At 61.8% G+C, this 22,667-nt stretch carries 36 protein-coding genes; all 36 read right to left on the bottom strand.

What is annotated here, in order from left to right; translation table 11 throughout:
• Positions 1-189: 189 nt before the first annotated feature.
• Complete coding sequence (locus tag ACFFNA_RS22980) at positions 190-981, bottom strand: ATP12 family chaperone protein (RefSeq protein WP_378921851.1); 792 nt, start codon at positions 979-981, stop codon at positions 190-192.
• 12 nt (positions 982-993) lie between these two features.
• Positions 994-1,866, bottom strand: coding sequence for a DMT family transporter (locus tag ACFFNA_RS22975; RefSeq protein WP_378921948.1), 873 nt, complete (start codon positions 1,864-1,866; stop codon positions 994-996).
• A gap of 47 nt (positions 1,867-1,913) precedes the next feature.
• Positions 1,914-2,894 carry an RluA family pseudouridine synthase gene (locus ACFFNA_RS22970; RefSeq protein ID WP_024505072.1) on the bottom strand — a complete coding sequence of 327 codons (981 nt, stop codon included), beginning with the start codon at positions 2,892-2,894 and terminating at the stop codon, positions 1,914-1,916.
• A gap of 60 nt (positions 2,895-2,954) precedes the next feature.
• The gene (gene crcB, locus ACFFNA_RS22965; protein ID WP_378921848.1) at positions 2,955-3,329 is read right to left on the bottom strand and encodes a fluoride efflux transporter CrcB; all 375 of its coding nucleotides are present in this window, start codon (positions 3,327-3,329) and stop codon (positions 2,955-2,957) included.
• 177 nt (positions 3,330-3,506) lie between these two features.
• Positions 3,507-4,337, bottom strand: coding sequence for an aspartyl/asparaginyl beta-hydroxylase domain-containing protein (locus ACFFNA_RS22960; protein WP_378921846.1), 831 nt, complete (start codon positions 4,335-4,337; stop codon positions 3,507-3,509).
• A 180-nt stretch (positions 4,338-4,517) separates the two neighbouring features.
• Positions 4,518-4,802, bottom strand: coding sequence for a DUF930 domain-containing protein (locus ACFFNA_RS22955; RefSeq protein WP_378921946.1), 285 nt, complete (start codon positions 4,800-4,802; stop codon positions 4,518-4,520).
• Between the two features lie 30 nt (positions 4,803-4,832).
• Entirely contained in the window at positions 4,833-6,140 is a 1,308-nt protein-coding gene (locus tag ACFFNA_RS22950; RefSeq protein ID WP_111548986.1) for a replication-associated recombination protein A, read from the bottom strand.
• A 47-nt stretch (positions 6,141-6,187) separates the two neighbouring features.
• A complete protein-coding gene (locus ACFFNA_RS22945) occupies positions 6,188-7,675 on the bottom strand; it encodes a DegQ family serine endoprotease (protein ID WP_378921844.1) in 1,488 nt (495 codons plus the stop codon).
• 199 nt (positions 7,676-7,874) lie between these two features.
• Positions 7,875-8,306, bottom strand: a complete 432-nt coding sequence (rplQ, locus tag ACFFNA_RS22940) for a 50S ribosomal protein L17 (RefSeq protein WP_056588614.1) — start codon at positions 8,304-8,306, stop codon at positions 7,875-7,877.
• A gap of 97 nt (positions 8,307-8,403) precedes the next feature.
• The gene (locus tag ACFFNA_RS22935) at positions 8,404-9,414 is read right to left on the bottom strand and encodes a DNA-directed RNA polymerase subunit alpha (RefSeq protein ID WP_013531438.1); all 1,011 of its coding nucleotides are present in this window, start codon (positions 9,412-9,414) and stop codon (positions 8,404-8,406) included.
• 104 nt (positions 9,415-9,518) lie between these two features.
• A complete protein-coding gene (gene rpsK, locus ACFFNA_RS22930) occupies positions 9,519-9,908 on the bottom strand; it encodes a 30S ribosomal protein S11 (RefSeq protein ID WP_006205444.1) in 390 nt (129 codons plus the stop codon).
• A 139-nt stretch (positions 9,909-10,047) separates the two neighbouring features.
• Positions 10,048-10,416 (bottom strand): 30S ribosomal protein S13, encoded by a 369-nt coding sequence (gene rpsM, locus ACFFNA_RS22925; RefSeq protein WP_006205445.1) that lies wholly within the window; start codon positions 10,414-10,416, stop codon positions 10,048-10,050.
• 191 nt (positions 10,417-10,607) lie between these two features.
• Positions 10,608-11,204, bottom strand: coding sequence for an adenylate kinase (locus tag ACFFNA_RS22920; RefSeq protein WP_111548984.1), 597 nt, complete (start codon positions 11,202-11,204; stop codon positions 10,608-10,610).
• Complete coding sequence (gene secY / locus ACFFNA_RS22915) at positions 11,201-12,541, bottom strand: preprotein translocase subunit SecY (protein ID WP_111548983.1); 1,341 nt, start codon at positions 12,539-12,541, stop codon at positions 11,201-11,203. Before secY ends, ACFFNA_RS22920 begins: the two co-directional genes overlap by 4 nt.
• A 184-nt stretch (positions 12,542-12,725) precedes the next feature.
• Positions 12,726-13,199: a 50S ribosomal protein L15 gene (gene rplO, locus ACFFNA_RS22910; protein ID WP_111548982.1), complete on the bottom strand. Its 474-nt coding sequence runs from the start codon at positions 13,197-13,199 to the stop codon at positions 12,726-12,728.
• A 22-nt stretch (positions 13,200-13,221) separates the two neighbouring features.
• On the bottom strand, positions 13,222-13,419 hold the full coding sequence (rpmD, locus tag ACFFNA_RS22905) for a 50S ribosomal protein L30 (protein ID WP_023736690.1): 198 nt from the start codon (positions 13,417-13,419) through the stop codon (positions 13,222-13,224).
• Positions 13,420-13,443: 24 nt separating this feature from the next.
• Complete coding sequence (gene rpsE, locus ACFFNA_RS22900; protein ID WP_378921837.1) at positions 13,444-14,007, bottom strand: 30S ribosomal protein S5; 564 nt, start codon at positions 14,005-14,007, stop codon at positions 13,444-13,446.
• Positions 14,008-14,142: 135 nt separating this feature from the next.
• Positions 14,143-14,502: a 50S ribosomal protein L18 gene (gene rplR, locus ACFFNA_RS22895; RefSeq protein WP_023757972.1), complete on the bottom strand. Its 360-nt coding sequence runs from the start codon at positions 14,500-14,502 to the stop codon at positions 14,143-14,145.
• Between the two features lie 87 nt (positions 14,503-14,589).
• Positions 14,590-15,123: a 50S ribosomal protein L6 gene (gene rplF / locus ACFFNA_RS22890; RefSeq protein WP_013531432.1), complete on the bottom strand. Its 534-nt coding sequence runs from the start codon at positions 15,121-15,123 to the stop codon at positions 14,590-14,592.
• Positions 15,124-15,215: 92 nt separating this feature from the next.
• Entirely contained in the window at positions 15,216-15,614 is a 399-nt protein-coding gene (gene rpsH / locus ACFFNA_RS22885) for a 30S ribosomal protein S8 (RefSeq protein ID WP_006205453.1), read from the bottom strand.
• 12 nt (positions 15,615-15,626) lie between these two features.
• Complete coding sequence (gene rpsN / locus ACFFNA_RS22880; protein ID WP_013895695.1) at positions 15,627-15,932, bottom strand: 30S ribosomal protein S14; 306 nt, start codon at positions 15,930-15,932, stop codon at positions 15,627-15,629.
• A 27-nt stretch (positions 15,933-15,959) separates the two neighbouring features.
• Positions 15,960-16,559 (bottom strand): 50S ribosomal protein L5, encoded by a 600-nt coding sequence (rplE, locus tag ACFFNA_RS22875; protein WP_111548980.1) that lies wholly within the window; start codon positions 16,557-16,559, stop codon positions 15,960-15,962.
• Positions 16,552-16,866, bottom strand: coding sequence for a 50S ribosomal protein L24 (gene rplX / locus ACFFNA_RS22870; RefSeq protein ID WP_006205456.1), 315 nt, complete (start codon positions 16,864-16,866; stop codon positions 16,552-16,554). Before rplX ends, rplE begins: the two co-directional genes overlap by 8 nt.
• Before the next feature lie 12 nt (positions 16,867-16,878).
• Positions 16,879-17,247, bottom strand: coding sequence for a 50S ribosomal protein L14 (rplN, locus tag ACFFNA_RS22865; protein ID WP_006205457.1), 369 nt, complete (start codon positions 17,245-17,247; stop codon positions 16,879-16,881).
• Positions 17,248-17,319: 72 nt separating this feature from the next.
• The gene (gene rpsQ, locus ACFFNA_RS22860) at positions 17,320-17,559 is read right to left on the bottom strand and encodes a 30S ribosomal protein S17 (RefSeq protein WP_010909280.1); all 240 of its coding nucleotides are present in this window, start codon (positions 17,557-17,559) and stop codon (positions 17,320-17,322) included.
• 11 nt (positions 17,560-17,570) lie between these two features.
• A complete protein-coding gene (gene rpmC / locus ACFFNA_RS22855; RefSeq protein WP_006205459.1) occupies positions 17,571-17,771 on the bottom strand; it encodes a 50S ribosomal protein L29 in 201 nt (66 codons plus the stop codon).
• A 13-nt stretch (positions 17,772-17,784) separates the two neighbouring features.
• A complete protein-coding gene (gene rplP, locus ACFFNA_RS22850; RefSeq protein ID WP_013531427.1) occupies positions 17,785-18,198 on the bottom strand; it encodes a 50S ribosomal protein L16 in 414 nt (137 codons plus the stop codon).
• A 27-nt stretch (positions 18,199-18,225) separates the two neighbouring features.
• Positions 18,226-18,951: a 30S ribosomal protein S3 gene (gene rpsC / locus ACFFNA_RS22845; RefSeq protein ID WP_023672753.1), complete on the bottom strand. Its 726-nt coding sequence runs from the start codon at positions 18,949-18,951 to the stop codon at positions 18,226-18,228.
• Positions 18,951-19,340: a 50S ribosomal protein L22 gene (gene rplV, locus ACFFNA_RS22840; RefSeq protein ID WP_006205462.1), complete on the bottom strand. Its 390-nt coding sequence runs from the start codon at positions 19,338-19,340 to the stop codon at positions 18,951-18,953. Before rplV ends, rpsC begins: the two co-directional genes overlap by 1 nt.
• A gap of 2 nt (positions 19,341-19,342) precedes the next feature.
• Complete coding sequence (gene rpsS / locus ACFFNA_RS22835) at positions 19,343-19,621, bottom strand: 30S ribosomal protein S19 (RefSeq protein WP_006205463.1); 279 nt, start codon at positions 19,619-19,621, stop codon at positions 19,343-19,345.
• Positions 19,622-19,637: 16 nt separating this feature from the next.
• Positions 19,638-20,471 carry a 50S ribosomal protein L2 gene (gene rplB / locus ACFFNA_RS22830; protein WP_024505067.1) on the bottom strand — a complete coding sequence of 278 codons (834 nt, stop codon included), beginning with the start codon at positions 20,469-20,471 and terminating at the stop codon, positions 19,638-19,640.
• Positions 20,472-20,493: 22 nt separating this feature from the next.
• Positions 20,494-20,787, bottom strand: coding sequence for a 50S ribosomal protein L23 (locus ACFFNA_RS22825; protein WP_378921826.1), 294 nt, complete (start codon positions 20,785-20,787; stop codon positions 20,494-20,496).
• A complete protein-coding gene (gene rplD / locus ACFFNA_RS22820) occupies positions 20,784-21,404 on the bottom strand; it encodes a 50S ribosomal protein L4 (protein ID WP_006333366.1) in 621 nt (206 codons plus the stop codon). Before rplD ends, ACFFNA_RS22825 begins: the two co-directional genes overlap by 4 nt.
• A complete protein-coding gene (rplC, locus tag ACFFNA_RS22815) occupies positions 21,404-22,117 on the bottom strand; it encodes a 50S ribosomal protein L3 (RefSeq protein WP_111548978.1) in 714 nt (237 codons plus the stop codon). The genes rplD and rplC overlap by 1 nt, the downstream gene beginning before the upstream one ends.
• A 61-nt stretch (positions 22,118-22,178) precedes the next feature.
• A complete protein-coding gene (gene rpsJ, locus ACFFNA_RS22810) occupies positions 22,179-22,487 on the bottom strand; it encodes a 30S ribosomal protein S10 (protein ID WP_010909272.1) in 309 nt (102 codons plus the stop codon).
• Positions 22,488-22,556: 69 nt separating this feature from the next.
• On the bottom strand, positions 22,557-22,667 hold a 111-nt coding region (locus tag ACFFNA_RS22805; RefSeq protein ID WP_023745017.1), incomplete at its 5' end, for an EF-Tu C-terminal domain-related protein.

The following is a 22,667-nucleotide window of genomic DNA, read 5'->3' as shown; positions in this document are numbered from 1 at the left end:
TTGTCCTCCCGTGAGACCCATTGCCTCGATGCTGCGCGTCACTGTCCGCGTCCTCCTCCGAACACGGACTCAAGCACAGCGATCGCGGAAAAAATGACAGAAAGCGCGCGCCAACGTCAGGGCGTCTTTGGGATTATGACTTTGGTATTAGGTGCGGTGCGGGATGAAGCGGAGCCAGCGGTGGAGCCGTCAGCCCTTGAGCGCTTCCAACAGGTCGACGGCAGCCATCATGTCGCGCTTGCGGGCCGACCGGCGCGCCATCGCTTCGGCGTCCTGTCCCCAATGCTCGATCTGCCAGTCCTCGTCGACATGGCCGGCGGCCCAGGCCGCCTCGGCGTCGAGTTCGCCGAAATCGACGGCCAGCGCCAGCAGCGCCGAACCGGTCAGCGAGCTCATGACGTGGATGGCGGCGAGCCGCAGCGGCTCGGCACGCTGGGCAAGATGACTTCCCAGCACGGCGATGGTTACGCGCGGCTGCTCGACATGGATGATGCCTTCGGCGAGATTGAAGCGAGCCCCGAGGCTGCTGCGCGCCCAATCAAGGACCGGATCCCAATGTTCGTTCTGCCGCTCCACCAAGCCTTGCGGCGCATCGGCGCGGTAGCAGAGCAGATCGGACGAGGCGAAGCGCAGGATGTCTTCCAGCACCGCCTGCGGATCGCTGGCGACGCCGTCGATAGCGGTGTTGACGAGGCGCATCACCGGCATCGTCACCGGGTTGATGGCTTCGCCCTGCGCGGCGAATTCGTCGGCGACGAGTGCCGCCGCTCTCTCGGTCGGCAGCGCCAGCAGCGCCTTGCCAGGCGTGCGCACCGGCTTGCCGTCGAGATGCACGGCAAAGCCGTCCTCCACCGGCGCCACCGAAACGGTCTTGTAGAAGCGCTTCGGCAGATGCGTCTTCATCTGGATCTGGGCGCGGCGCACCGGATCCGGATCGGAAAGTTGCTTTCCCGCTTCGAGTTCGTTGAGGATATCACGCATGGAAAGTCTCTCTTACACCGGTGTCAGCTTGCGCACCGGCCGGTTGACAATGATCAAGCCGGCGGCGATCAGGCCAAGTGCCAGGAAAATGCGCATGGTCAGCGGCTCATTCAAGAACATGGCGCCGCACAGCACGCCGAAAACCGGCGACAGGAAGGTAAAGCTGGACAGGCCTGAGGCCGGATAGCGCCGCAGCAGCCAGAACCAAAGCACATAGGTGAAGGCGACGATGTAAACCGCTTGGAAAAGCAGAGCCAATGTCGGCAGCACGGCAGGGTCGCGGACGGGCGGACCGGCGAGCGGCAGCACCAGTATGCCAACGATTGCCGCACCTGCGAGTTGATAGAGCAGCAGCTTCTCGGCGCTCGCCTCGACCAGCTTCGACCGCTTGATGAGGATGTTGGTCAGGGCCCAGAAAAATCCGGAGCCAAGGCTCAGAAGATCGCCGAACAGCATGTCTCCGCCACCGCCAAGCTTGTCGGAAAAGACCGCGGCAAGGCCGGCAAAGGCCAGCAGCAGGCCGAGGAACTTGCGCAGGGTGATCTCCTCGCCAAGCAGGAAATGGCCGCCAATCAACATCCAGAACGGCATTGTGTTGACCAGCAGTGTGTTGCGGGCGACGGTCGTGTGCTCCAGGCCTACATAAAGAAAAAGGAACTCGACGCCGAAAAGCGCGCCAACCGCGATGCCGGCAAGCAATGTTCCATCGCGCGTGAAAAGCGCGATGCCGCGCCAGCGGCACCAGGCGAAGACACACAGACCGCCGATGATCGAGCGCGCGATCGACAGGAAGACAGGATCGTAACCGGCGTAGGAGATCTTGGCGGCGACGTAGTTCAGCCCCCAGGAAAAGGTCAGGCCGACCATGATCGCGGCGGCGGCCATGTCGACCGTGTCGCGCCGGTCGAGCGTATCGGTCGCGCCGCTCACGATCAGTCCTCCGCGCTGGCGTCGTCGAAGCCGATCAGGTTCCAGCTCTGGCGCATATGCGGTGGCATCGGCGCGGTGACGTCGATGACGCCCTTGTCCGGATGCGGAATGATGATGCGGCGCGCATGCAGATGCAGGCGGTTTTGAATGCCACCGGGAAAATCCCAGTTGGTGTCGGCCTCGAAATATTTCGGGTCGCCGAGGATCGGGCAGCCGATATAGGCGGCGTGGACACGAAGCTGGTGCGTGCGGCCGGTGTAGGGCTCCATTTCCAGCCAGGTCATCGTCTGCGCCGCCTGCTCGATGATGCGGTAGTAGGACACCGCGTGGTCGGCGCCCTTTTCGCCATGCGCGGCGACGCGGACACGATCGCCATCGGGCGTCGGCTCCTTGATCAGCCAGGTCGAGATCTTGTCTTCGCGCTTCGGCGGCACGCCTTTGACCAGCGCCCAATAGGTCTTCTTGGTCTCGCGGGCGCGAAATGCTTCCGACAGCTTCATGGCGGCAAGCCGGGTGCGGGCGACGACCAGCACGCCCGAAGTGTCGCGGTCGAGCCGGTGGACCAGCCGCGGCTTTTCGCCCTTCTGGTTGCGCCAGGCTTCCAGCATGTCGTCGACATTGCGGGTGACGCCCGAGCCGCCCTGCACCGCAAGGCCTGCCGGCTTGTTGAAGACGAAGACCTTGGGATCTTCATGGATCAGCATTTTCGACAGGACGTCGGCGTCGCCCTGGTTGCGGATCGAGTGACCGGTCAGCGCGCTCTCGCCCTTCTTGTCCACCTCAAGCGGTGGAACCCGCACCATCTGGCCGGGCTCGACACGGGTGTCGGCCTTGACGCGGCCACCATCGACGCGGATCTGGCCGGAACGCAGCAGCTTTTGCAGATGGCCGAAGCCAAGGCCCGGGAAGTGGGTCTTGAACCAGCGGTCGAGCCGCATGCCCGCCTCGCCGGCCTCCACTGTGATCTGTTCAACGCCTGCCATTTTTTTTCGCTTATCCGTTTCCCGAGCAGGGTTCGGCCCGCTCTCGGCGCGGCAATAACATTATGAAACGGTTCTTGCGAGCCAAAGTCCCAGAAACAGGGCGATAATGGCGCCAATGACGCTGGCAAGGGCATATCCAAACGCCGGCAGTGTGGCTCCCCGCTCCCATAAGGTCGCGAAATCGAGCGAAAACGCGGAAAAGGTGGTGAAGCCGCCGAGAATGCCGGTGGCGGCGAACAGTCTGAGTTCGTTCGATCCGCCGCGGCGCGCCAGGGTGGCGATGAACAGGCCCATGGCGAACGAGCCGATGATGTTGATGGCCATCGTGCCCCAGGGATAGTTGGGGCCGACAAGGCGCAGCGCGCCGAAGTTGATGAGATGACGAATGCCGGCGCCGATGCCGCCGCCGACCACAACGAGAAGCAGATTGAACATCACCGTTTACTGCCTCCACAGGGGCGGCCTGGTCAATCCCCTGAAGCTGACGACGATGCGGTTGGATAGCGGTTTCCAACGGGCTTTTGGGCTTGGCGATGCACGGGCGTTGCCATGAGCGGCGGGCAAAGCGCCCCAATGCCGCCGGCAAGGCCGGCAGCATTGATGATCTTAAGCTCAGGTCGTCCCGGCATTCTTCGGCTTGGTCGAGCCGATCATCTTCCAGTTCTTGTAGAACATCGAGTTGATGCGCTCGACGCTCACCGAGACGACGGCGAGCATGCCCGCGATGAGGCCGGGAACCGGCGATGGGCGAATGATGTCCATGAACACGCAGTAGCGGCGGCCGTCATACTCGTTGACCGAGCGATGCAGCAGCGTGTCATCGAAAATGAACAGCGGATTGTCATACCAGTAGTTCTTGACGTTGCCGCATTCGACGAAAATCTCCGACTTCACCGGGATCAGATTGTAGAGAATGCGCAGGCTGAGCCGCAGCGGGCCGAAATGCCATGAGGTCGATTCGCGCTTGCTGAAGACGGAGACGGCGATGGTCTTGATGTATTTGAAATCCTTGTTGAATTCGGCGACGTTGTCGATCTTGTGCTTGCCGTACCATTGATAGACATACATGCCTCGCCGGCCGGCGCCGAAATTGGCGTCGATGTCGGCGATGATCTCGTCCTTGCGCGCCTTGAAGATGTCCAGGACCTCATTGACCTCGCGCTGATAGTCAGCGGGAAACTGCTCCAAATTCCAGACGCCGGGATTCCGGTAGCACAAGAGATCGACCAGGAGGTTGAAGGGCGAAAGCAGCCAGGTGAACAGGCCATTGCCGAGAAAATAGCCGCTGAACAGCGACAGGTCCTTGCGGTCGTTGCGCAGGACATCGATGAGGCCGAGGACGACAAAGACCGATGTCAGGATCGGGATGAAGTAAAAGCCAAGGGCAAGAAGCGGGATGGCAATGGCGAATTTGCGAAGGGTTTTGCGAAGCGTTTTTGTCATTTTTCCACGCGCGAAGCGCGATCCTGTTGCGAAAGAGTGGTGCCAAAATCATGGCATCGACCACCGCCCGGCCGTGCGCCTTGATAAGGTTTTTTGGGTCGCCGCACAACGCCCAGCGCGGCCGACGCTCCAGCACCTTGAGCGGTTTGGCCGTGCGGACATGATTTAGGGCAGCATCCTTCAATGCACCGCAGGCAAACCAAGCTCGTCCCATTTCTCCCTGGCCACGGGATCACCGACCAGGAACTCGAAGCCGATGACGCTCTCGCCATCCTGCGCGAGCCGGCATTTGAACTTCAGACCGCACCAGTTTCTGCGGCTGCGAAAGGCAGCGCCATTGGCGGCGATCGTCACGCCGGTGATCTTTTCCTCGACTGTGGCGTAAGGCACGACCCGCTCAGGCTGAAAATCCGTGCGCCATTTGCGGATCTGATCCATGGCTTCCAGATTGCACAATTGCACCATGCGTGACGACGACCGGGCCACGCAAGCCCGCTATTCCCGCTCTTTGCGCAGCTTCGCCCAATAATCGAGCCGCTTTCTGATGTCGCGCTCGAAGCCGCGTTCGGGCGGATCATAAAAGGTCTGCCGACCCATCTTCTCGGGAAAATAGTCCTGGCCTGAAAAGGCGTCCGGCTCGTCATGGTCGTAGCGATAGCCGGCGCCGTAATCCTCCTCTTTCATCAGCTTGGTCGGCGCGTTGAGGATGTGCTTCGGCGGCAGCAGCGAGCCATGTTCCTTCGCTGCACGCGTGGCTGCCTTGAAGGCGGTGTAGACGGCGTTGGATTTGGGCGCGGTGGCGAGATAGACGGTGGCCTCGGCAAAGGCGAGTTCACCCTCGGGCGAGCCGAGATAGTCATAGGCGTCCTTGGCGGCGTTGGCGACGACAAGCGCCTGCGGGTCGGCAAGGCCGATGTCTTCCATGGCCATGCGCACCAGCCGACGGCCGAGATAGAGCGGATCCTCGCCGGCATCGAACATGCGCGCGAGATAATAGAGCGCGGCGTCGGGGTCCGAACCGCGCACCGATTTGTGCAACGCCGAGATCAGATTGTAGTGGCCGTCCTGGCCCTTGTCGTAGATCGGCGCGCGGCGTTGGACGATGCGCTGCAGACCCTCGGGGTTGAAGATTTCGCCCGACTTTGCCGCCCGCCAGACCTCTTCAACAAGCGTCAGCGAGGCGCGGCCATCGCCATCGCTCATGCGGATGAGCATCGCCCTTGCGTCATCGTCGAGCGGCAGCGCCCTGCCCTCGGTTTCCTCGGCTCGCACCATCAGCTGGGCGATGCTTTCCTCGCCCAATGAGTGGAAGACCAGCACGCGCGCGCGCGACAACAGAGCCGCGTTCAACTCGAAGGACGGGTTTTCGGTTGTGGCGCCAACCAGCACGACGGTGCCATCCTCCATGACCGGGAGAAAAGAATCCTGCTGGGCGCGGTTGAAGCGATGGATCTCGTCGACAAACAACAAGGTCTGGCGACCGTTGGTGCGGCGCAGCTTGGCGGCTTCGAACACTTTTTTCAGGTCGGCGACGCCGGAAAACACCGCCGATATCTGCTCGAAAGCGAGGCTGGTTTCACCGGCAAGCAACCGCGCTACAGTGGTCTTGCCGGTGCCGGGCGGTCCCCAGAAGATCATCGAGCCGAGCGAGCCCGAACCGATCAACCTGGTCAGCGCGCCGTCAGGGCCGGTCAGATGTTCCTGGCCGACGACCTCGCCGAGGTTCTTCGGCCGCAGCCTGTCGGCCAGCGGCCGCCCGGGCGACGCCTTTTCCGGTTCATCGACGCTGAACAGATCGGCCATGCACTTCTTTTTGGTTGGAGCATGAGCCCGAATGCTCGGGGCCGTGCCTAATAACGCAACACCTGACGCAGTATCTGCCCGCCGCGCTCGACGGTAAAGCGCCACCAGCGCGTATCCGCCTTGGCTGCCTGCTCCAGGGTCGCCGCGGTATCGATGGTGGTGCCGTTCACCTCGCGCACGATGTCACCCGGCTGGAAGCCGAAATCGGCGGCCGGCGAGTCACGGTCGATGTCGACCACGGTGACGCCCTTGATGTCGTTGCGCAGGCCAAGCTTCTGGGCTAGCCGGGGCGACAGTTCCGCGACCTTGGCGCCCGAGAACGGGCTGCGGCCGTGCAACGTCACTTCAGCAGCCTTCATGCCTTCGGGAGCGCGCTCCAGGGCGATGTCCATCGCCGCCTGCTGGCCTTTGGTCAGAACCGCGAAATTGGCGGTGGTGCCGATCGACAATGTCGCCATCCGGTAATCCAGCGCTTCGATGCTTTCGACCGGCTTGCTGTTGAGCTGCAGCACGACGTCGCCGGGCTTGAGCCCCGCCTTGGCCGCCGGGCCGGTCGCCTCGACCGACGAGACCAGTGCACCGGTCGGCTTCTCCATGCCGAGCGATTCGGCGATCTGCGGCGTCACATCTTCGAACTCGGCGCCGATATAGGGCCGTTCGAAGAAATCCAGTCCGGCCTTGGCCGCGTCGGCAAAGGCGCGCACCATGTTTGCGGGGATGGCAAAGCCGATGCCGATCGAGCCGCCGCTGCGGCTGTAGATCGCCGTGTTGACGCCGACCAGCTGACCGCCCATGTTGATCAGCGCACCGCCGGAATTGCCGGGGTTGATGGCGGCGTCGGTCTGGATGAAGAAGCTGGAATCGGACACGCCGATATGGCTGCGGGCAAGGGCCGAAACGATGCCGCTGGTGGTGGTCTGGCCGACACCGAAGGGATTGCCGATGGCCAGCACCAGATCGCCGACCTCGAGCGCGTCGGAATCGCCGATGGCGATGACCGGAAAAGGCTTGTCCGAGGTGATCTTGAGCACCGCAAGGTCGAGCGTCTCGTCCTTCAGCATCACCTTGCTGTCGAATTCACGCCCGTCCGCGGTCGCCACCTTGACCTGATCGGCATCCTTGATGACGTGGTAATTGGTGACCACGACGCCCGTCGGGTCGACCAGCACGCCGGAGCCCAGAGAAGACTGCGCACGCGGCTGCGAACGGCCGAAAAATTCCTCGAAGAACGGATCGCCGTCGAAGGGCGACGTCACCTTGGCGGTCTGCGAGGCATAGACATTGACCACGGCCGGCGCCGTCTGCTTGACCAGCGGTGCGAACGACAATTGCACTTCCTCGCGGCCGAACGGCACGCGCTTGTCGGGACCCGACGTAGAGTTCTCGCCTTCGACGCCATGCAACAGATCGGTCAGCACGTCGGACAGGCCGGGATCGGTCTTGGTCTCCTCGGCCAATGCCTGCCTGACCGCCGGTGCGGCTGCGAACGCCATTATGGCGAAGAGCAGAACAAGGGACAGTCGGTTGGCGCGCATTCACGAATCCTCCAAGGCAAGTTCGGGGGCATTGTCCCGACGATTGTGCAAAATGAAAGGCTAAGCCGCTGAAATCCGATTATTTTGGCCAAAGAGCCTCGGTTCCGGCCAGAAGATCGCCTTTAGCCGCAATCTGCTGCCTCCAGAAAACAAAAAGGGGCCCGCAGGCCCCTTTGAATTCATTCCGGAAAGCCAAGCCTTATGCGGCTGCGGCGTCCGCGTCGGTGCCTTCGGCTTCGATGCGGGCGCGGTCGCCGGCGCCCTTGGCCGAGGTGTCGCGATCGACGAACTCGATGACCGCCATCGCGGCATTGTCGCCGTGGCGGAAGCCTGCCTTCATGATGCGCAGATAGCCGCCATTGCGGGTGGCGTAGCGCGGCGCGATGGTGTCGAACAGGCGCTTGACGACGCCTTCATTGCCGATCTGCGCGATCACCTGGCGGCGGGCGTGCAGGTCGCCACGCTTGCCGAGCGTCACCAGCTTCTCGACGATCGGACGCAGGTCCTTCGCCTTCGGCAGGGTGGTGACGATCTGCTCGTGCTCGAGCAACGACACGGCCAGGTTGGCGAACATCGACTTGCGGTGGCTTATGCTGCGGGCGAACCGGCGGCCCTTAAATCCGTGGCGCATGGCTCTTCTCCTTCATTGCGGGTTCAAGAGGCCTCAGCCTCAACTGGTTAGCCGCATGATCTTGCCCGAAAAGTCGCGCAACTTTTCGGGATCATGCTCAATACTGATCTTCGTAACGCTTGGCGAGGTCTTCGATGTTTTCCGGCGGCCAGTCCGGCACTTCCATGCCGAGGTGCAGGCCCATCGCCGCCAGGACTTCCTTGATCTCGTTCAGCGACTTGCGGCCGAAGTTCGGGGTGCGCAGCATCTCGGCTTCGGTCTTCTGGATCAGGTCGCCGATATAGACGATGTTGTCGTTCTTCAGGCAGTTGGCCGAACGCACCGAAAGCTCGAGCTCGTCGACCTTCTTGAGCAGCGCCGGGTTGAAGGCGAGCTCGGTGACGGCTTCGGCGGCGACTTCCTTCTGCGGCTCGTCGAAATTGACGAACAGGCCGAGCTGGTCCTGCAGGATGCGGGCAGCGAAAGCCACCGCGTCCTCGCCGGTGATCGAACCGTCGGTCTCGATCGTCATGGTCAGCTTGTCATAGTCGAGAACCTGGCCCTCGCGGGTGTTCTCGACCTTGTAGGAGACCTTCTTGACCGGCGAATAGAGGCTGTCGACCGGGATGAGGCCGATCGGCGCGTCTTCGGCGCGGTTGCGGTCGGCCGGCACGTAACCCTTGCCAGTGTCGACGGTGAATTCCATGCGGATTTCAGCGCCTTCGTCCAGCGTGCAGATGACGTGATCGGGGTTGAGGATTTCGACGTCGCCAACCGTCTGGATGTCGCCGGCGAGAACCGCGCCCGGTCCCTGCTTGCGCACGACCATGCGCTTGGGGCCATCGCCTTCCATGCGGATGGCGATTTCCTTGATGTTCAAGACGATGTCGGTCACGTCCTCGCGCACGCCGGCGATGGACGAGAATTCATGCAGAACACCGTCGATCTGCACGGCGGTAACAGCCGCACCGCGCAGCGAAGACAGAAGCACGCGGCGCAGCGCGTTGCCCAGCGTCAGGCCAAAGCCACGCTCGAGCGGCTCGGCGACCAGAGTGGTCAGCGTCTTCTTCTTCGACGAGAACTCGATCTTGTTCGGCTTGATCAGTTCTTGCCAATTTTTCTGGATCATGATGCTTTCCTTCCGTTGACCCGCCACCATCCAATCGTGGCGGGCGACCTGGAATGCCGTGGAGGAGCGCCCCAAGGGCGCTCGCGCGGCGTTCGGTAATTTTTTTAGACGCGGCGCTTCTTGCGCGGGCGGCACCCATTGTGCGGGATCGGCGTCACATCACGGATCGAGGTGATGGTGAAGCCGGCCGCCTGCAGAGCGCGCAGTGCCGATTCACGACCGGAGCCGGGTCCGCAGACCTCGACTTCGAGCATGCGCATGCCGTGTTCCTGGGCCTTCTTGGCAACGTCCTCGGCAGCCATCTGGGCAGCGAACGGGGTCGACTTGCGCGAACCCTTGAAGCCCTGGGCACCGGCCGACGACCAGGCAATCGAATTGCCCTGTGCGTCGGTGATGGTGATCATCGTGTTGTTGAAGGTCGAATTGACGTGGGCAACGCCCGACGAGATGTTCTTGCGTTCGCGACGGCGAACACGAGCGGCTTCCTTGGCCATGATAGTCCTTTCAGTTGATCTCTACACCGCCGTAATGCCAGCGGCTCCACCAGGGAGAAGGCAGCAGGGGAATATGGCAGTAGGGCAGTGTGTCTGCCGATCCTATTGCCTTACTGCCCTACTCCCTTACTGCCCTAAATTACTTCTTCTTGCCGGCGATCGACTTGGCCGGGCCCTTGCGGGTGCGCGCATTGGTATGCGTGCGCTGGCCGCGAACCGGCAGCGAGCGGCGGTGACGCAGGCCGCGGTAGCAGCCGAGGTCCATGAGCCGCTTGATGTTCATCGAGACTTCGCGGCGCAGGTCGCCCTCGACCTGATAGTCACGGTCGATGGTTTCGCGGATCTGCAGCACTTCAGCATCGGTGAGCTGGTTGACGCGACGCTCGGCCGGGATGCCGACCTTGTCGACGATCTCCTGGGCGAACTTCTTGCCAATGCCGTGAATGTATTGAAGCGCGATGACAACGCGCTTGTTGGTCGGAATGTTGACGCCGGCTATACGAGCCATATTCTTCTCTTCTCCATGTGGGCCGGACGAACCGGCGCTATCTTAAGTTGCCCCGCGTCCGGTGGAGGCCGGCCCATGCGGGAGTTTCCAGTTCAAAGCGGCTGCCTTGCCCTTGCGGACAAGCAAAGCCGATGCCTGATAGGAAGACGGGCCGCCATACCGCAGCGAACCGCTCCCGTCAAGTGCAATCGTTAAATTCCCCGCGTTGCGTCCCTGAGCACCGCTTCGATCTGTTCCGTCACGGCATCGATATCGGCCATGCCGTCGACACTCCGGAGCTTGCCCTTGGCATAATAGTAGCCAATCAGCGGCGACGTCTTCTTGTAGTATTCCCTCAGACGCTCCTCGAACACGGTCGGATTGTCGTCCTTGCGCACGGGCTGACCGGCGGCTTGTGCCTCGTTGGCGCGCTTGACGATACGACCAACCAGCGCCTTGTCGTCGACGACAAGTTCGATGACCGCATCGAGGCCTTGCGAGCGATCCGAAAGCATCTGCTCAACCGCGTCCGCCTGCACCAGGGTCCGCGGATATCCGTCGAGGATGAAACCCTTCGCGCAATCCGGCTGATCGATACGTTCGGCGACGATGGCGTTGACGATGGCGTCGGAAACCAGTTCACCGGCATCCATCACCGCTTTGGCGCGTTTGCCGACTTCGGTGCCAGCCTGGACTGCAGCACGCAGCATGTCGCCCGTGGAGAGCTGGGGTATGCCGTGTTTTTCTACCAGTCTTTGTGCTTGTGTCCCCTTGCCCGCCCCTGGCGGCCCAAGCAATATCAACCTCATCTGGCTTTCTTCCCCCCGCGCAGCTTCGACTTCTTGATCAGGCCTTCATACTGGTGCGCGATCAGGTGGCCCTGAATCTGCGCAACCGTATCGAGCGTGACACTGACCACGATCAGAAGCGATGTGCCACCAAGGTAGAATGGTACGCCAGTCGCCGAGATCAGGAACTCCGGCAGCAGGCACACCAGCACCAGATAGATGGCGCCGACGACGGTGATGCGGGTGAGAACGTAATCGATGTAATCGGCGGTGCGCTCGCCCGGACGATAGCCCGGGATGAAGCCCGAATGCTTCTTGAGCTGGTCGGCGGTGTCCTTCGGGTTGAAGACAATCGCAGTGTAGAAGAAGGCGAAGAACACGATCATCGCCGCGTAGAATGCCATGTAGAGCGGCTGGCCGTGGCCGAGCGACGCCAGGATGGTGCTTGCCCAGGCCGGCATGTTGGTGGTCTGCGAGAAGCCGGCGACGGTGGCCGGCAGCAACAGCAGCGACGAGGCAAAGATCGGTGGAATGACGCCTGACGTGTTGAGCTTCAGCGGCAGATGCGAGGTATCGCCCTGGAACATGCGGTTGCCGACCTGACGCTTCGGATACTGGATCAGCAAGCGGCGCTGAGCACGTTCGAAGAACACGATGAGCGCGATGACGACGATGGCCAGGACGATGATCGCCAGGATCAGGCCGGTCGACAAGGCGCCTGTGCGGCCAAGCTCCAGCGTGCCGGAAATGGCGCGCGGCAAACCGGCGACTATGCCCGAGAAAATGATCAGCGAAATGCCGTTGCCGATGCCGCGTGCGGTGATCTGTTCGCCTAGCCACATCAGGAACATGGTGCCGCCGACCAGCGTGACGACGGTCGAGAGGCGGAAGAACATGCCGGGATCGTTGACGATGCCGTTGCCGCCCTCCAGGCCGACCGAAATGCCATAGGCCTGAACCAGCGCCAGCAGCACGGTGCCGTAGCGCGTGTACTGGTTGATGACCTTGCGGCCCTGTTCGCCTTCCTTCTTCAGCGCTTCCAGCGACGGGATGACCGAGGTCATCAGTTGCATGATGATGGAGGCGGAGATGTACGGCATGATGCCGAGCGCAAAGATCGCCATGCGCTGCACGGCGCCGCCGGCGAACATATTGAACATGCCAAGCACGCCCTTGCTCTGCGAGGAGAAGGCCTGGGCGAAGGCGTCTGGGTTGATGCCGGGAAGCGGGATATAGGTGCCGAGGCGATAGACGAGCAACGCGCCGATGGTGAACCAGATGCGTTTCTTCAGGTCCTCCGCTTTGGCGAAGGCCGAGAAATTCAGATTCGAGGCTAGTTGTTCAGCAGCCGAAGCCATGCCTGATTCTCCGCTTGGTAACGCTTGATGGCCCTTGAGGTCAGGCGGCGCGTTTCACCGAAGCTCACGAGATAAGCTCCGGGCTCTAAACATGCAAGCGGCCGCGTTGACGCGGCCGCCTAATTGAGCAGATCAAAGCGCAATCGTGAGCAAAAACGGATCCCGCTCGCGCTTCAAATTGCCATTACTCGGCAGCTGCCTTTTCCGGCAACTTGACCGAGCCGCCAGCCTTTTCGATCTTCTCGATCGCGGCCTTGGAGGCGCCGGCAACGTCAAAGGCGAGCTTCGCCTTGATCTCGCCGTCCGAGAGGATACGCACGCCGTCCTTGACGCGGCGGATGACGCCGGCAGCGACCAGCGATTCAGCCGTCACGGTTGCCTTGGCGTCGAGCTTCTTGGCGTCGATGGCGACCTGGATACGGGCCAGCGAGACGACGGTGAAGCTCTTGGCGAAGATGTTGTTGAAGCCACGCTTCGGCAGGCGCCGGTAGAGTGGCATCTGGCCACCCTCGAAGCCGTTGATGGCGACGCCGGAGCGCGCCTTCTGGCCCTTGACGCCGCGACCGCCGGTCTTGCCGGTGCCGGAGCCGATGCCACGGCCGAGACGCTTCTTGGAGTGCGTCGCGCCGTCCTTGTCACGCAGATCGTTGAGTTTCATCTGAGTTCTCCTGCGCTCTGGCTCAGCCCTCGTCCACGACGCGGACGAGATGCTGGACGGCAGCGATCATGCCGCGCACGGAGGGCGTATCTTCCAGCGTGCGCTGCTTGTGCATCTTGTTGAGGCCGAGCCCGACCAGCGTCGCGCGCTGTTCCTTCGGGCGGCGGATCGGCGAGCCGATCTGCTCAACGGTGACGGTCTTTGTTGCTTTCTTGGCCATGGTCAAAATCCCTGGTCAGATCGACTATTCTTCAGCCGCAACGGCGGTGCCGCGGCGGCCCTGAAGGGTCGAATACTTGATGCCGCGAGCAGCAGCCACATCCTTGGGATGCATCTGGCTCTTCAGCGCGTCGAAGGTGGCGCGAACCATGTTGTAAGGGTTCGACGAACCCATCGACTTGGCGACCACGTCATGCATGCCGAGCGTCTCGAAGACAGCGCGCATCGGGCCACCGGCGATGATGCCGGTACCTTGCTTGGCAGCGCGCAGCAGCACGCGTCCGGCGCCCCAGCGTCCTTCGACGTCGTGGTGCAGCGTACGACCCGAGCGCAGCGGCACGAAGATCATGTCGCGCTTGGCTGATTCAGTTGCCTTGCGGATAGCTTCCGGCACTTCGCGCGCCTTGCCGTGACCAAAGCCGACACGGCCCTTCTGGTCGCCGACGACGACGAGTGCTGCAAAACCGAAGCGACGGCCGCCCTTGACGACCTTGGCGACGCGGTTGATGTGGACGAGCTTGTCCACCATGCCGTCATCGCGTTCTTCACGATCGCGGCCGCGGCCGCCATCCCTACGTTCCTGTGCCATATCCTGTTCCTTGTTTTTTTCCGGAAGCACGGTTGCTGATAATATCCGGCGCCTCTGTGGGTCACCGGGGGCGAAAGCTATTTTTTCCCTTGCATGATCTTATCCGAAAAGTCTGCAACTTTTCGGGATCAGGCATTAGAAACTAAGACCACCTTCACGGGCAGCCTCGGCGAGCGCCTTGACGCGGCCGTGATAGATGTAGGCGCCGCGGTCGAAGACGACTTCCTTGACGCCGGCCTTGGTGGCGCGCTCGGCGATCAGCTTGCCGATCGCGGCGGCAGCAGCGGTGTCGGCGCCGGTCTTGAGCGAACCCTTGAGGTCCTTCTCGAGCGTCGAGGCAGCGACGATGGTGTGCCCCTTGGCGTCGTCGATGACCTGCACATAGATGTTCTTCGACGTGCGGTGGACCGACAGACGCGGACGCTCGCCGGCGACCTTCTTGATCTGGCGGCGAACGCGCTGCGCACGACGCTGCGTGGATTCCTTGGTACCCATGATAGTCTTCCTTGCCTTCAAAAAACGGGGGCCGCCATATGCGGTAGGCGAAAGCGCCTCCCGCGACCGCTCCCCGCGGCGTTACAATTACTTCTTCTTGCCTTCCTTGCGGACGATCTTCTCGCCGGCATAGCGGACGCCCTTGCCCTTGTAAGGCTCGGGACCGCGGTATTCGCGGATCTCAGCGGCAACCTGGCCGACCTGCTGCTTGTCGATGCCGGCAACGGTGATTTCGGTCGGCTTCGGCACAGTGATGGTGATGCCCTGCGGCGTCTCGTAGACGACGTCATGGCTGAAGCCAAGCGCCAGCTGCAGGTTCTTGCCCTGAAGGGCGGCGCGATAGCCGACGCCGGTGATTTCGAGCTTCTTCTCGAAACCGTCCTTGACGCCCTGCAGGATGTTGACGATCTGCGTGCGCGACATGCCCCACTTGGAGCGGGCGGTCTTGGTCTGGTCGCGCGGCTGGACAGCGATCTCGCTACCTTCCATCTTGACCAGAACTTCGTCGTTCACCACGAACTTCAGCTCACCCTTGGGGCCCTTCGCCGTCACGGTCTGGCCGTTGACGGTCGCGGTCACGCCCTGCGGCAGCGAAACGGGTTTCTTTCCAATACGAGACATTTTGTTGTCCTCGTCACTTCTCTTGTTTCAGGTCTCTGTCTTCGGGCATGATCCCGAAGACCGGATTCCAATTTTCCCGGTCACACGCCAGATCAGAAGATCTGGCAGAGGATTTCACCACCGACGTTCTGTTCACGCGCTTCGTGGTCGGCCATCACGCCCTTCGGTGTCGAAAGGATGGCGATGCCGAGGCCGTTGGCGACGTGCGGAATCGACTTGGCCGAAACGTAGACGCGGCGGCCTGGCTTCGAGACGCGGGCGATTTCGCGCACGACCGGCGCGCCGTCGAAATACTTCAGCTCGATCTCGATTTCGGACTTGCCGTTGTCGAAGTCGGTCTGGCTGTAGTCGCGGATATAGCCTTCAGCCTTCAGCACGTCGAGGACGCGGGTACGCAGGCGCGAGGCCGGCGTCGAAACGCTCGACTTCTTGCGGCCGTAGGCGTTGCGGATGCGGGTCAGCATATCGCCGAGAGGATCGCTCAATGACATGTTATGTCCTCCTTACCAGCTCGACTTGACCAGGCCCGGGATCTGGCCGTTATTGCCGAGATCACGAAGCGCGATGCGCGATACTTTGAGCTTGCGATAGTAGGCACGCGGACGGCCGGTAACTTCGCAGCGGTTGCGGATGCGGATCTTGGCCGAGTTGCGCGGCATGGCGGCAAGCTTGAGCTGAGCGCGGAAACGCTCTTCCATCGGCTTGGACTGATCCATGATGATCGCCTTGAGCGCGGCGCGCTTGGGACCGTACTGGTCGGCAAGCTTGCGGCGCCTGTTGTTCTTCTCGACTGAGCTGGTCTTTGCCATTTCAGATTTTTCCTTTTCTCGCTGCCGTTACTGGCGGAAGGGGAAGTTGAAAGCCTTGAGCAACGCCCTGGCTTCGTCGTCCGTCTTCGCAGTCGTACAAACGATGACGTCCATGCCCCAGATCTGATCAACCTTGTCGTAGTTGATCTCCGGGAACACGATGTGTTCCTTGATGCCCATGGCGTAGTTGCCACGGCCATCGAAGCTCTTCGGATTGAGCCCGCGGAAATCGCGGACACGTGGCAGTGCGATGTTCACGAGGCGGTCGAGGAACTCGTACATGCGTTCCTTGCGCAGCGTGACCTTGGCGCCGATCGGCATCTTCTCGCGGACCTTGAAGCCGGCGATCGAGTTGCGGGCGCGGGTGACGACGGCCTTCTGGCCGGCGATCATCGCCAGGTCTTCGGCCGCGATCGAAGGCTTCTTCGAATCGCCGGTCGCTTCGCCAACGCCCATGTTCAGCACGATCTTGTCGATGCGGGGAACCTGCATCTCGTTCTCGTAGCCGAACTGTTCCTGCAGCGCCTTGCGAATGGTCTCGTTGTAGACCTGCTTGAGGCGCGGCGTGTTCTGGGCCTTGGACTGCTTGCTTTCAGCCTTGGGCTTCGTGGTTTGAGCCTTAGCCATTGATGACTTCTCCCGAGCGCTTGGCGACGCGCACCTTCTTGCCGTCCTTCTGGAAGATGAAACCGACGCGGGTCGGCTTGCCATCCTTGGGGTCGGCCAGCGCGATGTTCGACAGCTGGATCGGCGCTTCCTTGGTGATGATCCCGCCCTCTTGGGACTGGGACTGCTTCTGGTGACGACGAATCATGTTGACGCCGCGCACCAGCGCGGTGTCATCCTTCGGCTGAACCGAGAGGACCTCGCCCGAACGGCCCTTGTCCTTGCCGGCCAACACGACGACCTTGTCGCCTTTTCTAATCTTTTGCATTGGTCCGGCTCCTTACAGCACTTCAGGCGCGAGCGAGATGATCTTCATGTGGTTCTTGGCGCGGAGTTCGCGCGGAACCGGTCCGAAGATACGCGTGCCGATCGGCTCTTTCTTGTTGTCGACGAGAACGGCCGCGTTCTTGTCGAAACGGATCACGCTGCCGTCCGGGCGGCGGATGTCCTTGGCCGTGCGAACCACGACCGCCTTCATCACATCGCCCTTCTTCACGCGGCCGCGCGGGATGGCTTCCTTGATCGACACCACGATGATGTCGCCCACGGAAGCGTATTTCCGCTTCGAGCCGCCCAGCACCTTGATGCACATGACACGACGGGCGCCGGAATTATCCGCGACGTCGAGGTTTGTTTGCATCTGAATCATGACTGGCCGCCTTCTTCTTTTCTAACGGGACGGGCTCTAAGCCCCTCCCCGGTCTGTCCAAAATTCGTTTGTTTACGCCTGGTCCGAAGACACGACGATCCAGCGCTTATCCTTGGAAATCGGCTTCGATTCCTGGATGAACACCTGATCGCCAACCTTGTGGGCGTTGTTTTCGTCGTGCGCCTTGTACTTCTTGGTCATGCGCACGGTCTTCTTCATCACGGGATGCGTGAAGCGCCGTTCGACCTTGACGACAACCGTCTTCTCGTTCTTGTCGCTGACGACGGTGCCCTGCAGAATGCGCTTTGGCATGGTTTTCGTCCTTAAGCCTTCTTAGCCGCGGACTTTTCCGCAGCGATGGTCTTGATACGCGCAATGTCCTTGCGGACCTGTCTCACGCGCGCGGTCTTCTCGAGCTGGCCGGTGGCCTTCTGGAAGCGCAGGTTGAACTGCTCCTTCTTCAGGCTGGCCAGATCGTCGGTCAGCTGGTCCTGGGTCTTGGTCCGGATGTCTTCGGCTTTCATGATCAGCCCGTCCTTATTCTGCGATGCGCTGCACGAAGCGCGTCTTGACCGAGAGCTTGGCCGCGCCGAGACGCAGTGCCTCACGGGCGGTTTCTTCGTTGACGCCGTCGATCTCGAACATGATGCGGCCCGGCTTGACGCGCGCCGCCCAGTAATCGACCGCGCCCTTGCCCTTGCCCATGCGGACTTCGGTCGGCTTCGAAGTGACCGGCACGTCCGGGAAAATACGGATCCAGACGCGACCGGCGCGCTTCATTTCACGCGTGATCGCGCGGCGGGCCGCCTCGATCTCGCGAGCGGTGACGCGGTTCGGCTCAAGCGCCTTCAGCCCGAAACCACCGAAATCCAGGTTGGTGCCGCCCTTTGCGGTACCATGGATACGGCCCTTGAACTGCTTGCGGAACTTTGTGCGCTTTGGCTGCAGCATCGTTCTAACTCCAAATTCCTAAATGTCTCAGGCGTTTTCGCGACGACGACCGCGTTCGCGATCACCACCACCGCCATGTGCAGCATCGCCCTCGGTCGCACGACGCTCCGAAGCCATCGGGTCGTGCTCGAGGATCTCGCCCTTGAACACCCAGACCTTGACGCCGCAGATGCCGTACGCCGTATGCGCCTCGGCCGTGCCGTAGTCGACGTCCGCACGCAGCGTATGCAGCGGCACGCGGCCTTCGCGGTACCATTCCATGCGCGCAATCTCGGCGCCGCCAAGACGGCCGGCGCAGTTGATGCGGATGCCTTCGGCACCGAGGCGCATCGCCGACTGCACGGCGCGCTTCATTGCGCGACGGAAGGCGATACGACGCTCGAGCTGCTGGGCGATCGACTGGGCGACCAGGGTCGCGTCGATTTCCGGCTTGCGCACTTCAACGATGTTGAGGTGCGTCTCGGACTTCGTCATCTCCATCAGCTTCTTGCGAAGCTTCTCGATGTCGGCGCCCTTCTTGCCGATGATTAGACCCGGACGCGCGGCATGGATGGTGACGCGGCACTTCTTGTGCGGACGCTCGATGACGACCTTCGAGATCGCGGCCTGCTTGAGTTCCTTCTCAAGATACTTGCGGATCTTGATGTCCTCATGCAGCAGCTTGCCGTACTCGCCGGTGTTCGCGAACCAGCGCGAATCCCAGGTGCGGTTGATGCCGAGGCGAAGACCGATCGGATTGACTTTCTGGCCCATTATGCGGCCTCCCCTTTTTCTTCGACTTCACGAACGACGATCGTGAGGTGCGAGAACGGCTTCTCGATACGGCTGGCGCGACCACGGCCACGGGCATGGAACCGCTTCATGACGATCGACTTGCCGACATAGGCTTCCGCCACGATCAGTGCATCGACGTCGAGGTCGTGGTTGTTTTCGGCGTTGGCGATTGCCGATTCCAGCGTCTTCTTGACCGTGCCGGAAATCCGCTTGGCCGAGAATTCGAGATCGGAAAGCGCTGTCGCGACCTTCTTGCCGCGGATCAGCGCGGCAACCAGGTTCAGCTTCTGCGGGCTGATACGGATCGTGCGCAACACGGCGCGCGCTTCGTTGTCAGCAAGCCTGCGCGGAGCTTTGGCCTTGCCCATGATTATTTCCTCTTCGCCTTCTTATCCGCGCCGTGACCGTAATAGGTCCGGGTCGGAGCGAATTCACCGAACTTGTGACCGACCATGTCCTCGTTCACCGAAACTGGAACATGCTTCTGGCCGTTGTAGACACCGAAGGTGAAGCCGACGAACTGCGGCAGGATGGTGGAGCGACGGCTCCACATCTTGATCACCTCATTGCGACCACCTTCACGAACCTTGTCCACCTTCTTGAGAAGGTAGCCGTCGATGAAGGGGCCTTTCCAAATAGAACGAGTCACTTGGCGTTACCTCTTCTTAGCTCTTGCGCTGATGGCGCGAGCGCAGGATGAACTTGTCGGTCGCCTTGTTGGACCGCGTCTTCTTGCCCTTGGTCGGCTTGCCCCAGGGCGAAACCGGATGGCGGCCACCCGAGGTGCGGCCTTCGCCGCCGCCGTGCGGATGGTCGACCGGGTTCATGGTCACGCCGCGATTGTGCGGACGCTTGCCACGCCAAACCGTACGACCAGCCTTGCCGTCATTGATGTTGCCGTGGTCCGGATTGGACACGGCACCGACGGTGGCCATGCACGAACCGTGCACGACACGCTGCTCGCCCGAGTTGAGGCGCAGGATCGCCATGCCCTGGTCACGACCGACCAGCTGGCCATAACCACCTGCCGAACGAGCGACCTGAGCGCCCTTGCCCGGCTTCAGCTCGATGTTGTGGACGATGGTGCCGACCGGCATCGAGGCCAACGGCATTGCATTGCCCGGCTTCACGTCGACCGATTCACCGGACACGATCTTGTCGCCGGGAGCCAGACGCTGCGGAGCGATGATGTAGGACAGCTCGCCATCGTCATACTTGATCAGCGCTATGAAAGCGGTGCGGTTCGGATCGTATTCGATACGCTCGACCGTGCCGACAACGTCGAACTTGCGGCGCTTGAAGTCGATGATGCGGTACGAACGCTTGTGGCCACCACCGATGAAGCGAGCGGTGATGCGACCGTGATTGTTGCGGCCGCCCGACTTGGTCAGACCTTCGGTCAGACCCTTGACGGGCTTGCCCTTGTAGAGGCCCGAGCGGTCGACGATGACCAGCTGACGGGTGCTGGGCGTTACCGGGTTGAATTTTTTCAGTGCCATGTTTCTGTCCTCGCGGCCTTGCTCAGAGACCCGTCGCGACGTCGATCGACTGGCCATCGGCCAGCGTCACAATCGCCTTCTTGACGTCGCTCTGGCGGCCAACCGTGCCACGGAAGCGCTTGATCTTGCCCTTGCGGACAAGCGTGTTCACGGCCACCACCTTGACGCCGAACAGCGCTTCGACGGCGGCCTTGATTTCCGGCTTCGACGCCTTCTTGGCGACGTTGAAGACGACCTGATTGTTCTCGGAGGCCATGGTCGACTTTTCGGTGATCGCCGGCGAGACGATCACGTCGTAATGACGAAGGTCGGTCATTTAAAGCGCTCCTCGAGAGCCTCGACGGCGGCCTTCGAAAGGACCAGCGTGCCGCGGCGCAGAATGTCGTAGACGTTGATGCCCTGGATGGGCAGCACGTCGATGTTGGGGATGTTCGTCGCTGCCAGCTTGAAATTCTTGTCAAGCTCGGCACCGCCGATCACCAAAGCGTTGGTCAGGCCCAGCGTCGCGAAATTCGCGATCAGCGCCTTTGTCTTGGCCTCGGTCAACTTCAGCTCGTCGATGATGATGATCGACGCGCTCTTGGCCTTGGCCGAGAGAGCATGCTTGAGGCCGAGCGCGCGAACCTTCTTGGGCAGTTCGTGCTCATGGCTGCGAACGACCGGGCCGTGAGCCTTGCCGCCGCCGCGGAACTGCGGAGCGCGTGCCGAATGGTGACGGGCGCGGCCCGTACCCTTCTGCTTGTACATCTTGGCGCCGGTGCGCGCGATCTCGGCGCGACCCTTGGCCTTGTGCGTGCCCTGCTGCTTCTTGGCGAGCTGCCAGCGCACGACGCGCTGCAGGATGTCTTCACGCGGATCAAGGCCGAAAATCTCCTCGGAGAGTTCCACCTTGCCGGCGTCCTTGCCGCCAAGCGTTGTGATCTTGAGATCCATTATTCCGCTCCCTCTGTGGCCGGAGCCTCATTCTTGACAACGGCGCGGATCGCGGCAGGCTTCGGCGCATTGGCCGGCAGTGCCACCTTGGCCGCATCGCGGACCAGGATCCAGGCGCCCTTCGATCCGGGAACCGCACCGCGGATCAGGATCAGACCGCGGTCGGCGTCGGTCGAAACGATCTCGACATTCTGCGTGGTGACGCGGGTGTCGCCCATGTGGCCAGCCATATGCTTGCCCTTGAACACCTTGCCCGGGTCCTGGCGCTGGCCGGTCGAACCGTGCGTACGGTGCGAGACCGAGTTACCGTGCGTCGCGCGGCCACCGCCCATGTGGTGGCGCTTGATGACGCCCTGAAAACCCTTGCCGATCGTCGTGCCCGTCACGTCGACCTTCTGGCCGGGGACGAAATGCTCGACGGTGATCTCGGCGCCGACATCGATCATGTTGTCGGCAGAGACGCGGAACTCGGCGACCTTCGCCTTCGGCTCGACGGAAGCGGTCGCGAAATGGCCGCGCATCGCCTTCGACGTGTTCTTCACCTTGGCGAGGCCAACGCCGAGCTGAACGGCGGTGTAGCCATTCTTCTCCTGCGTGCGCTGCGCCACGACCTGACAGTTCTCCATCTGGAGAACGGTGACGGGAACATGTTCCCCGGCATCGTTGTAGATGCGGGTCATTCCCACCTTCTTTGCAATCACACCTGAACGCATCGGTTCAATTCCTTTAGAGTTCCGGGCCAGGGGCACCGCCCCTTACCGCGCTCTCATTCCCTTAGAGCTTGATCTCGACGTCCACACCGGCGGCCAGATCGAGCTTCATCAAAGCATCGACTGTCTGCGGGGTCGGATCGACGATGTCGAGCAGACGCTTGTGCGTGCGCATCTCGAACTGCTCGCGGCTCTTCTTGTCGACGTGAGGCGACCGGTTGACCGTGAACTTTTCGATCCGCGTCGGCAGCGGAATGGGGCCGCGGACGTTGGCACCGGTGCGCTTGGCCGTCGACACGATTTCCTTCGTCGAGGCGTCGAGCACGCGGTGATCAAACGCCTTCAGGCGGATGCGGATATTCTGTCCGTTCATGCGTCACTTCCTTGTTCTGGCGCGGCGCGGGCAACTCCTGCGCCCGCGACAGATCGGTTTAAGTCCAAATTACTCTTTGATGGTGACGACGATGCCGGCACCGACGGTGCGGCCGCCTTCACGGATGGCGAAGCGCAGCTTCTCTTCCATGGCGATCGGCACGATCAGCTCGACATCGAC

This window comes from Mesorhizobium kowhaii, assembly GCF_042431665.1.
Lineage (GTDB): Bacteria > Pseudomonadota > Alphaproteobacteria > Rhizobiales > Rhizobiaceae > Mesorhizobium > Mesorhizobium kowhaii.
This window is presented reverse-complemented; position numbering and strand designations above follow the sequence as displayed.